Origin of the sequence: Aliiroseovarius marinus, assembly GCF_050881025.1 — a bacterium.
Classification (GTDB): Bacteria; Pseudomonadota; Alphaproteobacteria; order Rhodobacterales; family Rhodobacteraceae; genus Aliiroseovarius; species Aliiroseovarius marinus_A.
Window position 1 is genome coordinate 369950 of the sequence record NZ_JBNNXQ010000003.1, and the last position, 13586, is coordinate 383535.

Below are 13586 nucleotides of genomic sequence, written 5' to 3' on the forward strand. Positions count from 1 at the left end.
TTAGAACAGGCTATTGAGGGGTGAGCTTAAAGTGATTTCCCGGCGGCTAGGGTCTTAAGTGCCTCGTAGACACGTGTGCGTTCTGTGATGTTTTCCATCAGCACCTCATGTTCGCATCCGTCGGCAATTTCCAGACGTCCCTTGGGCCAGCGAGCCATGAGCGCGTGAATGGGTGGGGCTTCGACGATGCGCTCATGCGTGCCCAGAAAGGTCACGCACGGCAGATCGGGGGCGGGTTTCCGCATAAGATCGCGTGTCTCGCACAGGGCGGCATATAGCCAACCCGCCGTTGGCCCCCCCAATGTCAGTTCCGGGTGCGCCTTTGCCTGCGCCTGCATCAGCGCATACATATCCCGATCCGTGGTCAGCATATTGTCTTCAAAGGGTTGTATCGACACATAAGTTTCACGCGTGGTGCCGGGCGAGCGCATCAGCCGCCACGGGCTTTGATGCAGCGCCCAGGACAGCGACCATGCCACAGGCCGCAGCGCCGAGGCCATGGTGATGCCCCACATTGGCGCGGTGAACACAGCGCCGACAACATCCAGCCCATTGTGCAGTGCGCGCAGCCCGATACAGCCGCCCATGGAATGGCCGACGAGCACATAGGGGCGGGGCAGGTCCTCTGCCTCGGCCAGTGCCACCATGGCGTCGATATCCAGCGCATATTCCGAAAAATCGCCCACATGACCCAGAACACGGTCCTGATCAGGCCGATCTGCCAAACCCTGACCGCGCCAGTCAATGGTCAGCGTGTCAAAGCCTCGCTCGGCCAGTTCACTGGCAATAAGACCGTATTTTTCAATGTATTCCGTGCGGCCGGGGAAAAGCAGCACGGTGCCGCTCTGCGTGGAAACCTCCGCGCGTGGCCAATGGCCAAGCCGGATGCGCACGCCATCTGCGGTTTGCGCCCAAAAGGCCCGCCCACCGGCAGGCCCTTGCGCAATATTTTCAAACAGGGGGGCAGGGGAAAAGGTCATCTGCGTCTCCCTCTCTGTGACAGGTGTCAGTGGCCGGTCAGGCCAGTGCCGAACCCAGCTGCATCGCCAGACCCATGTTGCCATCCACCGACAGTTTGCCGGTCATGAACGCCGTGGTCGGGTTCAGATTGCCTGAAAGCATGTCTTCGAACACATCCGCATCCGCGGTGAGCGTCACGTCGGCCTCGTCATCGCCTGCGCGCACGCCGTCACCATCCACGATGATTGCGCCTTCGCCTTCGATGACGAATTTCGCAGTCCCCGCGTCAAACCCGCCGCCCATCTTTTCGTTCAATGCGGCCACGGCCGCTGTGATCACGTCGCTCACGTGCAATCCTCCATCAGTGACCCCGCGCTATCGGGGTGGTTCGAAACTCTAGCACCGGGATGCTAACGCATAGTTTCCGTAAACGTAAACGCCCATTTGCGCGGATTTCGCCGGGTGACGCGTGGGAAGGCCGCAGCGTCACATTTTTTTCGCGAAACCAACGGGTCGGACATGCGGGTGATGGGGATTGGCCCTGTTCGCAAGCCGTCTGGCGGTGTAGGATTGGGCATGCGCAATCTGCTTTCTGGATTTCTTCTGGCGCCGCTTTTGGCCCTGATACTGGTTCTGACGCTGGCCGTCGTACCACGCCCGGCCATGGCGCAGGCGGATCGACTGGATGATCTTTTCTTGCAGTTAAAACAGGCAGGTGACAGCAATTGGGAAGCGCTGGAGGAAGAGATTTGGGCGCTCTGGTCCTCTTCTGGCTCTGCCGCGATGGACCTTTTGCTAGAGCGTGGCCGCAAGGCGCTTCAGGATGATGATATCGAAGCGGCATTGGAGCATTTCTCTGCGCTGACCGACCATGCGCCGGATTTTGCCGAAAGCTGGAATGCTCGCGCCACCGCCTATTATCACCTTGGGGAACACGGGTTGGCCTTGGCCGACATCGCCCGCGCTTTGGCCTTGGAACCGCGCCATTTTGCCGCCATTTCCGGCTTGGCGATCATTTTCGAGGATCTGGGTGATCCGACCCGCGCGCTGGAAGCCTATCGTCATGCCCTTGCTATACATCCTCAGAATCCCGACATAAAAGAGGCTGTGGCCCGGCTGGAAAACGCGGGCGCGCAGGATATCTGACCGCCAGGGGCGGCATGAAGGGCGAGGGGCGATCATGGTCTCGGACAGCGCGCGGTCAGGGCCGCGGATCACGGCGGTGCTTGGCCCCACCAATACCGGCAAGACCCATTACGCGCTCGAGCGGATGCTGGGCTATCGCACCGGTGTCATCGGGTTGCCGCTCAGACTTTTGGCGCGTGAAGTCTATGACAAGCTTGTCGCTCTGCGCGGCCCCAATGCGGTGGCATTGGTTACTGGTGAAGAACGTATCGTGCCGGATCGTGCGCAATACTGGGTCGCCACGGTCGAGGCAATGCCCATGGGGCTGGGCGCGGAATTTGTCGCCATTGATGAAATTCAGCTCTGCGCTGACCCGGAACGCGGCCATGTGTTCACCGACCGGCTTTTGAGTATGCGCGGCACGCAGGAGACTTTGTTCCTTGGCTCGGATACGATGCGCCCGGCCATCGCCGGACTGATCCCGGATGTGCAGTTTCTGACCCGCGAACGGTTTTCTGAACTGATCCACTCAGGCTCCAAGAAACTCAGCCGGATGCCGGGGCGCTCGGCCATTGTCGGCTTCTCGGTCGACAACCTCTATGCCATCGCAGAACTCATGCGCCGCCAGAAGGGCGGCGTGGCGGTGGTCATGGGCGCGCTCAGCCCGCGCACGCGCAACGCGCAGGTCGAGCTGTATCAAAACGGGGATGTGGACTATCTGGTCGCCACGGATGCGATCGGCATGGGTTTGAACCTTGATATCGACCATGTGGCCTTTTCGGCCGTGTCAAAGTTCGATGGCCGCCGGATGCGCGATCTTGCGCCCAACGAACTGGCGCAAATCGCCGGCCGGGCAGGGCGCCATATGCGGCATGGCTCTTTCGGTGTCACCGGCGAGGCGCCCCTGTTGCCAGAACCCGTGGCCGAGGCGATCTGCGAGCATCGCTTTGCCCCGCTTCGCAAGCTGCATTGGCGCAACCGCGATCTGGCCTTTGGCACGGTTGACGCGTTGATCCGGTCGCTGGAATTGCCCACCACCAATCCGTGGCTCACCCGTGGGCGGGATGCTGATGACCTGATTGCGCTGAAAATGCTGTCCAAAGATGCCGAGGTCACGGCGCGCGCCACCGATGGGCGGTCGGTTGGCCTGTTGTGGGACATCTGCCAACTGCCGGATTTTCGCGGCATCAGCCATGGCGAACATGCCGGTCTGGTCACGCAGCTTTTCAATGACATCCATGAACATGGGCGGGTGCGCGCCGACTGGTTCGCGCGGCAGGTAAAGCGCATTGACCGTGTGGATGGCGACATTGATACGCTGTCCAAACGACTGGCGTTCATCCGCACATGGACCTATGTGGCGCAGCGCCGCAACTGGTTGGACGATGTTGCCCATTGGCGCGGCGAAGCGCGTGCTGTAGAAGACCGCTTGTCAGATGCGTTGCATGAACGCCTGACCCAAAGATTTGTTGACCGGCGCACCAGCGTTTTGCTGCGGCGGTTGAAGCAGAAGGAGAGCCTTGTGGCTGACGTGAACGAAAATGGTGAAGTGACCGTAGAAGGTCAGCTGGTGGGCAAGCTCGAGGCGTTTCGCTTCAGTCAGGATGCGACCCAAAGCCCGGAAGAGGCCAAGACCCTGCGTGCCGCCAGCCTGAAGGCTCTGGCGCCGGAGTTTCACCTGCGGGCAGACCGGTTCTATAACGCGCCGGATACTGAACTGGATTACACCGAACAGGGCGGCCTGATGTGGGGCGAACATGCGGTGGGCAAGCTGGTCAAAGGTGACGCGCTGACCAAGCCGCGCGTGCAGGCTTTCGTTGACGAAGAAGCGGGCGAAGACGTGGCTGAAAAGGTCACACGCCGCCTTCAGCACTTTATCGACCGCAAGGTGCAGGCGCTGTTTGAGCCGCTCTCGACCATTGAAAAAGACGAGGCCCTGACGGGCATGGCGCGGGGCTTTGGCTTTCGCCTGATCGAGGCGCTGGGGATCATCCCGCGCGACCAGGTCGCCGCCGAGGTGAAGGATCTGGACCAGGACGCCCGTGGCGCGCTGCGCAAGCATGGCGTGCGCTTTGGTCAGTTCACCATCTTCATGCCGCTCATGCTGAAACCCGCACCCACGCGCCTGCGTCTGGTGCTGGACAGCCTGTGGAAGGACCTGTCGGAATTTCCGGAAAGCCCGCCGCCCGGCCTTGTGACCATTCCGGTCATCGAGGGCGTCGACAAAGACGCCTATATGCTCTCGGGCTATCGCGCCGCGGGCACGCGCGCGATTCGCATCGACATGCTGGAGCGTCTGGCCGATCAGCTGCGCGTGGAAGACAGCCGCGGCGGGTTCGAGGCGAAAGCTGACATGCTGTCGATCACCGGTATGACGCTGGAACAGTTTGCCGACCTGATGCAGGGGCTGGGCTATAAAGCCGAGAAAGGCGAACGTGCGAAGGTGAAAGCCGCGCCGGAGGCGGGTGCCGCTGAAGGGTCCGAGGCGCCTGTCGCCGAGACCCCCGCCGCTGATGAGGCGGCTACGGATGTGGCCCCCGAAGAAGCGGCTCCTACCGGGGAAGAAGCGCCGGCTGACGCGCAAACCCCTGAAATGGAAACCTTCTTTACCTTCACCTGGGGCGGCTTCAATCGCAACCGTGGTGGTGGCAAGCCGCGCGGTGAACGCACTGGCGGCAAGCCGGGTGGGCGCAAAGGCGACCGCGCAGGCGGCAAGCCCAAACGTGGCAAAGGCCCCCAGAAAGGTCCGCGCGACAACAAGCCCAAGACCTTCCAGTCCGGCCCGCGCAAAGAAAAAGCCATCGACCCGGACAACCCCTTTGCTGCCGCCCTGATGGGGCTGAAGGAAAAGGGCTGACCTCTGCCCGCGAAACACCGGGATCGGACGCGATTGCGCCCGATCCTCACGGCCCCAAGATGCGGGCCGACAAATGGCTCTGGCACGCGCGGTTTTTCAAAACGCGCGGGCTGGCTACGAAACTCATTTCTGCCGGTCACCTGCGGGTCAATTCCAGCAAGGTCGCAAAGCCGTCTCATGCGATCGGGGCAGGGGATGTGCTGACCTTCCCGCAGGCCCGCCATGTGCGCGTGATCCGCGTTCTGGCGCTGTCGACGCGGCGCGGACCCGCGTCTGAGGCGCAGATGCTCTATGAAGACCTTGATCCCCCGACATCCCGCGCAGAAGAAGTTCCCAAGGAAGCCGCACCCGCGCCAAAATTTGACGGCAAAGGGCGGCCCAGTAAGAAAGATCGTCGCATCTTTGACCTTTCCCGCAGGTCCCCGCTTGATTGATCCCGCGCCCTGTCATATTGGGGGTGCCAAGCCAAACTGAGGTGCCAACATGACCTATGTCGTCCAAGACAACTGCATCGCCTGCAAATACACCGACTGTGTCGAGGTTTGCCCCGTGGATTGTTTCTACGAAGGCGAAAACATGCTGGTGATCCACCCGGATGAATGCATCGACTGCGGTGTTTGCGAGCCGGAATGCCCCGCAGATGCGATCCGCGCCGATACCGAGCCGGGCACCGAGGAATGGGTTGAGTTCAACCGCAAATATTCCGAGTTGTGGCCGGTCATCGTGGAACGCAAAGACCCCTTGCCGGACGCGGAAGAGATGGATGGCAAGGAAGGCAAGCTTCAGAGCCACTTCTCGGAAGCGCCCGCAGAGCAGTGATTCGCACTGCGGCAACTTGCGCGTTGAAACCTGGCCCTCTTGGGCTGAATAACGACCTGTAACCCTATGAAAATAAGGGGTGAACCGCCGCTTCTGCGCTGCGGCGCTTTTGCCCGTTCGATTTTTGTGTTATTATGGGCGTGAAATTGTTTAGTCGGGGTTGTCGCCGTTCATCCCACCACGGGAACGGCGCGTTTCAGAACATGAACGACACGCCGGAGGGTATGACCATACCCTGCGGATTTTTTGTCGCCAAACTCTGGGCCCTAGATGACCAAGCAAGGTAACACTGACATGAAGGATATGCCCGTATGAGCAAGAAAAAGCTGGATTTCCGCCCGAATGAGTATGTTGTCTACCCGGCCCATGGTGTCGGCAAGATCGTCTCGATCGAAGAGCAGGAAGTCGCCGGCATCGAGCTGGAGCTTTTCGTGATCTCGTTCGAAAAGGACAAGATGACCCTGCGCGTTCCGACCAACAAGGCGACCGAAGTGGGCATGCGCAGCTTGGCCAGCCCGGACGAGGTCTCGAAGGCGATGACCACGCTGAAAGGCAAGGCGCGCGTGAAACGGGCCATGTGGTCGCGCCGGGCGCAGGAATATGAACAGAAAATCAACTCGGGTGACTTGATTGCCATCGCTGAGGTGGTGCGTGACCTGCACCGCACCGATGATCAGCGCGAGCAGAGCTATTCCGAGCGTCAGCTTTATGAAGCCGCGTTGGAGCGTCTGACCCGCGAAGTGGCGGCTGTGGGCGGCGGTGATGAACTGGCGGCACAGAAGAAGGTCTCGGATGTGTTGATGTCGCGCGCCGCGGCGGCCTGATCAACAATCAAAGCGTTGAAAGACATAACCACCCGTCCATGGCGGGTGGTTTTCTTATGTCTCACGCCATGAGGGCCGCAAAAACCGCCAGGGCAAGGACTTCAGTGACCTGTTGGGACGCGCCAAGGATGTCGCCGGTCTGCCCGCCGATCTTGCCTTTGGCCAGCGCGGCCACCGCGATGGTGCCGGCCGAACAGATCACCAGAAGCGGCGCGATGGCCCATGGGCAAAGCACAAGCGTCACCACAGCCACAAGGCTCGATGCCAGCCCCATCGTCGCCGCGCCCGGACGCCCGACATGATGCGCCAAGCCGTCATCGCGCGCATTGGGCAGGCTGCCCATCAGAAGGACCATGGGCAAGCGGCTGACCAGCCCGATCACGACCAGCGCCCAGATTGCGCCGGGTAGGGGCAGGATCACCGCAAGTGCGGTCGCGCGCAAAAGCAAAGACAGGATCAGCGCGATCACCCCATAGGCGCCGATCCGGCTGTCTTTCATGATCTCAAGGCGCCGGGTACGCTCGAACCCGCCCCACAACCCGTCGGCGCTGTCGCTTAGACCGTCTTCGTGCATGGCGCCCGTCAGCACCACCTGCACCAAAAGCCCCAATGTTGCGGCCCAAAGCGCGGGAAGCCCGGCGTTTAACGCGAGGCTGGCGACGCCCCAAAGCGCCAGTGCCGGGATTGCGCCGACCAAAGGCCAGGCCCAGGCCGCTTGCGCTCCACGCGCGATCGCTTTTGTCGTGTCCACGCGGATCGGCAGGCGGGTCAGCAATCCGATGGCCGCCGGAATGTCCGAGATGCGGGCCAGAGCCTGCATTTGACGTTGGGAACTGTCGTTCATGGGCGAAAAGGGTCTCTTGAGGCTGGTTGTGTGTCCGGCCCATGGGTAAAGAGTGAGGGGAGCGGAATCAATCGGGGAGTGCCACCATGTCCACAGAAGCTTTTGCCAGTCTGGCCGAGTTTGCAGCTTTGCTTGATCAGGCGCCCGCTGCGGACCTTGCGGCACGTGCCGAGGCCGAAGCGCGCAACGGTCAGTTGACAAAACCGCCCGGCGCATTGGGGCGGTTGGAAGAGCTGGCGATCTGGTATGCGGGCTGGGCCGGGACCGGGCGCCCTGAAATGAAATCTCCGCAAGTGATTGTTTTTGCCGGAAACCACGGGGTCACCGCGCAGGGCGTGTCCGCCTTTCCGCCAGAGGTGACCGAACAGATGGTCCTGAATTTCCAACATGGCGGGGCGGCGATCAACCAATTGTCCAACTGCTTTGGCGCAAAACTAGAGGTGATCGCGCTGGATCTGGACAAGCCCACCGCGGATTTCACCCAAGGCCCGGCCATGTCGGAAGCCGAACTTGTTGCGGCATTGCAGGCTGGCTGGCAGGCGGTGGACCCGGCTGCAGATCTTTTGGTAACGGGCGAAATGGGCATCGGAAACACCACCTCGGCTGCCGCCATCGCTCTGGCGCTTTATGGCGGAGAGGCCTCCGACTGGGTTGGGCGCGGCACCGGCGTAGATGATGCTGGGCTGACACTCAAGGCACGCGTGATCGAGCAGGGGATCGCAGCCAACCCCGCCGCCAAAGAAAATGGGCTGGAAGCCCTTAGATGTCTGGGGGGCCGTGAACTGGCCGGCATGGTCGGCGCAGTGGCGCGTGCGCGGCATGAGGCGATCCCGGTGCTGATGGACGGGTTTATCTGCACCGCAGCCCTGAGCTGCCTTGCCGCCGCCGTACCGGGGGCGCTGGATCATGTGGTTGCGTCTCATGTGTCTGCAGAGCACGCGCATGGGATGCTTCTGGATCAGCTGGGCAAAACGCCCTTGCTGTCACTGGATATGCGCTTGGGCGAAGGCTCGGGGGCTGCTTTGGCGATTGGCGTCTTGCAGGGCGCTTTGGCCTGTCATTCCGGCATGGCAACCTTTGCCGAAGCCGGTGTGGCGGACGGGGAATAGACCACGCAGACCGCTTGCTGCCGTGGCTTGATGCGCCGTTTCGCGCGGCGCGCATGACCACAGATCACGCCTGCATGGCCTTGTCGGGTCACAAACGGGTTTCCGCGATCGTTTGGGCGAGCGACTGGATTTTCGTCAGGCGCGTCGAGATTCGTTCCTGATAAAGCTTCAATTGGTGAATGATGTCGGTCAGGCTGTCGCCCCCTTCCGGCACACGCGCGCTTTCGATCTTGCACATAATCCGCGTTGAACTGAGGCCCAACACATGCCGGTTCATCACATCACAGGCCATTAAGATACGTTCGGTTTCTTCGCGCACTTTGCGAAGCAGGTCGACCGAAAGGCTGGTGTTATCTTCAACCACGTTGGCGAGGTAATCATGTTCCATCACCGCGTCACTTTTACCGAGTTTGCGCCGTTCCGCTTTCATGTGAACTTCGCATTCATGCAAGATATGCACCATGCCAGAAATAAAGAAGCTGTGGCGCACAGATTTCTTGATGCTGGAAAAGTTGCTTTCCGCCCCGATCACATTGTCCTCAAACCAAGTTGAGATTTCACGCGACATGGTGCCGTAATTCTGTGACAGGGTGGAAATTGGGCCGCCCGTGGGTTCCAGCCGCGAGGCGATTACACGCAAGTTGTGCGGGATCGTTTGCATGCCTTGGAAATCTCGCACAAGCGATGTGGTTTCATCCGACAGATCACGCGCCGTATCATGGACTTTCTGCATGCGCTTCAGGTCGCCAAGCTCTGCCAGGCGCAACGCATCGTTGCGGCTTAACAACTCTGTCACCAACGCCTGTGTCGCGAAGTGGTCGTAGTCATCATATCCCAGTGCCTGCAATCCTTTGATCAAGGCTGCCTGGCTTTGGACCGGGGTATAGTCCCCAGCCAGTTCTTTGCGGCGCAGGTCTTTGTAAAGACCCTTGGCTTGTTCCAGCATAGCGGTCGAAGGTTTGAAACGCGCGGACATGAAGCCATCCGCAAAGGGAAAGGCGATGGCATACACCCAGTAGTGCAGCCCATCCTTGGCACGGTTCTTGACATAGGCGCCGACAATGCGCCCCTTTTTTAACTGGTCCCAGAAGAGCGAAAACACGCCGCTGGGCATGTCTGGGTGACGGATGATCTTGTGGGGCTTGCCGATCAACTCGTCCCAATCATAGTTGGACACACGCCGAAATACGTAATTTCCCGACGTGATGATGCCGCGGGTGTCGGTACGGGAGTAAAAAACCTCGTTCAAATCAAAAGGGGCTTCGCCGCTTGCAGGGCGAAATTCCTGACGTTTTTCGACATAGGTCACGGTGCGAAAATCCTGTGAAAGCTATCGGTCTGGTCTCTTACTCTGACTAGATCAAAACCCTTCCACAAAGGTTAAAGCGCGCAGGAAAACGGCCTTCTTTTCAAGGCAAGGGCAGGGGGGCGTCGCGCTTTGTCTGGTCCAGAACGATCTGGCTGTGGACCCGGGCAACAGCGGGGTGCGGCAGCAGCACCCGGTGGATCAGATCGTTTAGCGCCGCCAGATTGGCGCAATAGACGCGCATCAGGAAATCGCTTTCCCCCGTAAGCGTCCAGACAGAGGTGATATCTGCGCAGCTTTCCACCAGTTGCTGAAAGGCCTGAGCGGCTTGGGGTGCCTGACTGGCCAGCTCCACCTGCATAAACGCTTGTACATCCAGCCCCAGTTTACGTGGATCAATCTGCGCCGCATAGCGGGTGATCATGCCGGTTTCCTCAAGCCTTTGACGGCGGCGGCCAGCTTGGCTGGCAGACAGGTTCAACGCCTCGCCCAGCTCTTGGGATGTCAATTGAGCATTGCGCTGAAGCAGTTTCAGCAGGCGGCGGTCGGTTTGGTCGATTTGCGGCATATGCGCAGGATAGTCGCGCTGGGTGGAAAAATCACGCGGGAATTTCTCAAAGGGCGAAGAAATGGTGCACGAAGAGCCGTTCAGCCAAAGGGCAGGATTTTCAACGTCACGTTGCGCGACCCTTTGCGATAGGTCAGCTGGCTGGCTGTGATCGACAGCACCTTGCCGCCATCCAGGCGATTGCCAACCCCCACTTTCACATACCGACCCGAGGGCAGGCGCACCAAGGCGCGGCGCGATGATGACGGGCCATAGATGCCTATCAAGCTGACCTTGCGCAGATTGATCGCGTTCTTGACCGTTGCCTGTTTGGCCACGGAGGCGCGGGTGGGGATTTTTGGCGTGACGGTCTGACGCGGCGATGCAGCGGCCACGACAACGGAGCCATCTGACGCGTTGCCGTTTTCGCGCGCCTTTGAGACGATCCGGCCAAAATTGCGTGGGCGGCTTTTGGGTTCGGGGGATCTGGCGATGGCCAGCTTGGTTGGCGCAATCGCTGCAGCCGCGGCAGCCTGCGCCGCCTGATCGGCAGCCTCGGCGCCTTCCAAAGCGGCGGCAATGGCTTCGGCCTGTGCGATGGCCTGAGGAGAACTGGGCCGCGCGCGTGGGCGCAAACGTGCCAGCTCGTTTCTGGTGCGTCCGCCCAAAAGCAGTCGCTCATTGCCCTCGATCAGCCCATCGGGCCGCGCGCGGGGGCGCAGACTGGGTGCCTGCGCGAGTGCTTCCGGGGTCACCTCTTCAACCGGTGCCTGATCACCCGGACGGGGCGACGGCACAAGCGGGGGGCGCCCGGCGATGACAAAGACCCCATCAGGTGTCAGCACCCCTTGCGGCGTGGCCCTGACAAGCCCACGTTCGTCCAGATCAAAGACCGTGTTGGCGGGCACCGGCGGGGCCGTGTTGAATGTCATGTCAAACGAGGCAGGCAGCGTCGGAGCGGGCAGGGCGACGGCATCCTGCCCCCCCGCGCCGGGATCGATCGAGGCCACATAGAGGTCATCAACCTGTCCCGTCTCAGGCGCTGCCAGCGGGTCGGGCGCTCGTTGCCAGATGCCGGTGGCGGCATAGCGTGCCTGCGCGGCCTCGGCTGTCAGCGGATCGACCAGAGGCGGTTCCTCTTCGATTAGCGCTGGATCGGTGTCTTCTGTGAGTGAGGGGGCCACGGGGTCGACAGGTTGCGTCGTGATGGCGGTTTCAAACTGGTCTTGCGGTTCCGGGAACAGCCTTGCGTTCTCATCGGTCAAAAAGAACAGCGACCAGATCGCAACCAATGCCATGAGAAGCAAAAGCCCGGCGACCATCATCAGGCCCAGATATTTGGGTTTCCCACCAACAGCTTGATCTTGCCGCGCCCCGAAAATGGTCAGCGCCTCCGCCTCTTTGGCGCGCGCGTTTTGCGGGGGCGGGGCGGCTGTCAGGGGGGCCGCAGCGGCCGAGGGGCTGGGCGCCTTGCGTTTGCGCGACAACGCGCCAAGACGCCCCTGTTTTGCGGGGGGGGGCGCGGTGGCAGGCTGTGGTGCCGGCGTTTGCGGGGCCGGGGGGGTGTCAGCCTCAGTTGGTGTTTTGCGGGCAGGCAGGCGGGATGCGGCCTCGCGGCCCAAGGCGCTGGCCGCACCGGCAGCGGCGCTCAGACCGGCGGCCCCTTTGCGCGCGGCATCCGCGAGCTTTCGCCCGGCATCAGAGGAGCGCCGCGCGGCCTTCGGCTCCTGCGCCGAGGACAGGGGTCCCAACGGGGCAAGATCGGGGTCATCCTCAAAGGCAATGGGGGCCGTGACCGACGGGGCAGGCTTTGGGGTGTCTTTGGCTGGTACCGCGTCGGCAGCCTCAGACGCCGGGGCCGAGGTCGGGGCAGGAGCCTGCGTATCAGAGGCGTCGCGCGTGACGCCGAAGGACAAACGGGATGGGACATCCTGCGCCGGACCCGATGCGGCTGTCTGCGCGGCAGAGGCAGGCGGCACGGGTTTTGCGCCAGCGCCTTCCTCGGCGGTCGAAGCGCTGCGACGGGTCGAAAAGGCGACCGCTGCGGGTTCAGTGTCCGCATGGGACGCGGGCGTGCTCGGTTCGGCCGCATTTGGTTCTGTGACGGGCGGCGTAGCGGCTGGCTGAACGGGTTTCGCCGCGGTCCCTTCAACCCGATCAGGATTGGGCGCGGGGGCACTGTCAGTCTTCGGCGTCGACGGTGCTTTTTTCTTTGCGGCAGGCGGTTTGGGTTTGGGCTTTGCCGGAGCAGTGGAAGCGGACGCGGGGACCTGATCCAGTGATGCCGGGCTGGGCGGCACCGGGGTGGCGGGCGTTGCCGCCTGTTGGCCTATCTCTGCCGGTTCGTCCGGCGTGGGCGGGAACGGGGCCAGCTCGGGCAGGGCCGGGGCGGAGGGCGCGCTATCTGACCCGCCATTGTCACCCTCGGCCCGAGGCGTGGGTGGCGTTTCTTCTGTGGCGGGCGTGCCGGGCTCATCCGGAGCTGTCGCAACAGCCGTGGCACCTGGTTTCGGTGCGGCTTTTCCCAGCAGGCGGGGCACCGGGGCGTTGTCACGCTCCAACCCGACGCCGGGCTTCAGAATATCGCCAGCACCTGCGGTTGGGCCGAAATGCGCCTCGCCCGTGAAGCCGCCTTTGGGGCGCGCCACGAAAGACACCGGGTTCATGCCCGTATCCTTGGCAAACCCTTCGGCCTCGTCCAGCGTTTCGCGTGCCACAACGGCCACGTGAACCATGCCGGGCTCGTCTGTATCGGCATGCCAGTCAAACACCAGATCATCCACCGCATAGGGGGTCAGACCTTCCAGCCCCTCACGGATTTGATGGGTTCGGCTGATGTCATCCGGTCCGGGGGCGGTCATCGAGGTGAACAGAATCTCCGACCCGGGAATGATCAGCTTCGAGGTTATCCCACCGCTTTCCAGATCCGCGGCGGTGCGGCGCATCACATCGATATGGGTCATCAGATCGGGATCGGAGAGCGCAATCTCGTCAACCAACACCCAGCCGCCCTTGCCGCGATGGACAAGGCCGATGCCGTCATGGCTGAGATCAAGCGCGAAATTTGGTTTCATGCCGCCCTTACCAAGTTTCAAAGCGCAGATGCGCCTCGAAGCCCCTTTCGTGTCACCGTCACTCTGCTGCTGTCCCACGAGCCGCAGTCACAGCCTTGAAACTACAGCAGGAAATCGCCCA

12 protein-coding genes are annotated in these 13586 nt (G+C 61.7%); 6 read left to right on the forward strand and 6 right to left on the reverse strand.

Annotated features, from left to right (window positions below):
* Positions 1-26: 26 nt before the first annotated feature.
* Together ACRY08_RS11015 and ACRY08_RS11020 are read right to left on the reverse strand one after the other, a co-directional pair.
* Complete coding sequence (locus ACRY08_RS11015; RefSeq protein WP_432449972.1) at positions 27-980, reverse strand: alpha/beta fold hydrolase; 954 nt, start codon at positions 978-980, stop codon at positions 27-29.
* Positions 981-1017: 37 nt separating this feature from the next.
* Positions 1018-1308 carry an SCP2 sterol-binding domain-containing protein gene (locus tag ACRY08_RS11020; RefSeq protein WP_432449973.1) on the reverse strand — a complete coding sequence of 97 codons (291 nt, stop codon included), beginning with the start codon at positions 1306-1308 and terminating at the stop codon, positions 1018-1020.
* A gap of 228 nt (positions 1309-1536) precedes the next feature.
* Here ACRY08_RS11020 and ACRY08_RS11025 point away from each other — a divergent pair, with 228 nt between their 5' ends.
* The 5 genes from ACRY08_RS11025 to ACRY08_RS11045 all read left to right on the forward strand — a co-directional run bounded on the left by ACRY08_RS11025 (position 1537) and on the right by ACRY08_RS11045 (position 6585).
* Entirely contained in the window at positions 1537-2106 is a 570-nt protein-coding gene (locus ACRY08_RS11025) for a tetratricopeptide repeat protein (protein WP_432449974.1), read from the forward strand.
* Positions 2107-2140: 34 nt separating this feature from the next.
* Complete coding sequence (locus tag ACRY08_RS11030) at positions 2141-4942, forward strand: helicase-related protein (RefSeq protein WP_432449975.1); 2802 nt, start codon at positions 2141-2143, stop codon at positions 4940-4942.
* A 59-nt stretch (positions 4943-5001) separates the two neighbouring features.
* On the forward strand, positions 5002-5376 hold the full coding sequence (locus ACRY08_RS11035; protein ID WP_432449976.1) for an RNA-binding S4 domain-containing protein: 375 nt from the start codon (positions 5002-5004) through the stop codon (positions 5374-5376).
* A gap of 49 nt (positions 5377-5425) precedes the next feature.
* Positions 5426-5761, forward strand: coding sequence for a ferredoxin FdxA (gene fdxA / locus ACRY08_RS11040; protein ID WP_432449977.1), 336 nt, complete (start codon positions 5426-5428; stop codon positions 5759-5761).
* 311 nt (positions 5762-6072) lie between these two features.
* Positions 6073-6585: a CarD family transcriptional regulator gene (locus ACRY08_RS11045; RefSeq protein WP_432449978.1), complete on the forward strand. Its 513-nt coding sequence runs from the start codon at positions 6073-6075 to the stop codon at positions 6583-6585.
* 61 nt (positions 6586-6646) lie between these two features.
* Here the strand turns inward: ACRY08_RS11045 and cobS are convergent, their stop codons facing one another.
* Positions 6647-7429 carry an adenosylcobinamide-GDP ribazoletransferase gene (gene cobS, locus ACRY08_RS11050; RefSeq protein ID WP_432449979.1) on the reverse strand — a complete coding sequence of 261 codons (783 nt, stop codon included), beginning with the start codon at positions 7427-7429 and terminating at the stop codon, positions 6647-6649.
* Positions 7430-7515: 86 nt separating this feature from the next.
* Between cobS and cobT the strand changes: the two genes are divergently transcribed.
* Positions 7516-8538, forward strand: a complete 1023-nt coding sequence (gene cobT / locus ACRY08_RS11055; RefSeq protein WP_432449980.1) for a nicotinate-nucleotide--dimethylbenzimidazole phosphoribosyltransferase — start codon at positions 7516-7518, stop codon at positions 8536-8538.
* 88 nt (positions 8539-8626) lie between these two features.
* Here the strand turns inward: cobT and ACRY08_RS11060 are convergent, their stop codons facing one another.
* The 3 genes from ACRY08_RS11060 to ACRY08_RS11070 all read right to left on the reverse strand — a co-directional run bounded on the left by ACRY08_RS11060 (position 8627) and on the right by ACRY08_RS11070 (position 13465).
* Complete coding sequence (locus tag ACRY08_RS11060; protein WP_432449981.1) at positions 8627-9847, reverse strand: PAS domain-containing protein; 1221 nt, start codon at positions 9845-9847, stop codon at positions 8627-8629.
* Between the two features lie 100 nt (positions 9848-9947).
* The gene (locus tag ACRY08_RS11065) at positions 9948-10412 is read right to left on the reverse strand and encodes an Lrp/AsnC family transcriptional regulator (RefSeq protein WP_432449982.1); all 465 of its coding nucleotides are present in this window, start codon (positions 10410-10412) and stop codon (positions 9948-9950) included.
* Between the two features lie 80 nt (positions 10413-10492).
* Complete coding sequence (locus tag ACRY08_RS11070; RefSeq protein WP_432449983.1) at positions 10493-13465, reverse strand: hypothetical protein; 2973 nt, start codon at positions 13463-13465, stop codon at positions 10493-10495.
* Positions 13466-13586: the final 121 nt, after the last annotated feature.

Excerpts from the sequence above, each read along its gene's own strand:
- cobT (WP_432449980.1), top strand. The coding sequence starts at position 7,516 with ATGTCCACAGAAGCTTTTGCCAGTCTGGCCGAGTTTGCAGCTTTGCTT.
- ACRY08_RS11035 (WP_432449976.1), top strand. The coding sequence starts at position 5,002 with ATGCGGGCCGACAAATGGCTCTGGCACGCGCGGTTTTTCAAAACGCGC.
- fdxA (WP_432449977.1), top strand. The coding sequence starts at position 5,426 with ATGACCTATGTCGTCCAAGACAACTGCATCGCCTGCAAATACACCGAC.
- ACRY08_RS11025 (WP_432449974.1), top strand. The coding sequence starts at position 1,537 with ATGCGCAATCTGCTTTCTGGATTTCTTCTGGCGCCGCTTTTGGCCCTG.
- ACRY08_RS11030 (WP_432449975.1), top strand. The coding sequence starts at position 2,141 with ATGGTCTCGGACAGCGCGCGGTCAGGGCCGCGGATCACGGCGGTGCTT.
- ACRY08_RS11070 (WP_432449983.1), bottom strand. The coding sequence starts at position 13,465 with ATGAAACCAAATTTCGCGCTTGATCTCAGCCATGACGGCATCGGCCTT.
- ACRY08_RS11015 (WP_432449972.1), bottom strand. The coding sequence starts at position 980 with ATGACCTTTTCCCCTGCCCCCCTGTTTGAAAATATTGCGCAAGGGCCT.
- ACRY08_RS11045 (WP_432449978.1), top strand. The coding sequence starts at position 6,073 with ATGAGCAAGAAAAAGCTGGATTTCCGCCCGAATGAGTATGTTGTCTAC.
- ACRY08_RS11065 (WP_432449982.1), bottom strand. The coding sequence starts at position 10,412 with ATGCCGCAAATCGACCAAACCGACCGCCGCCTGCTGAAACTGCTTCAG.
- cobS (WP_432449979.1), bottom strand. The coding sequence starts at position 7,429 with ATGAACGACAGTTCCCAACGTCAAATGCAGGCTCTGGCCCGCATCTCG.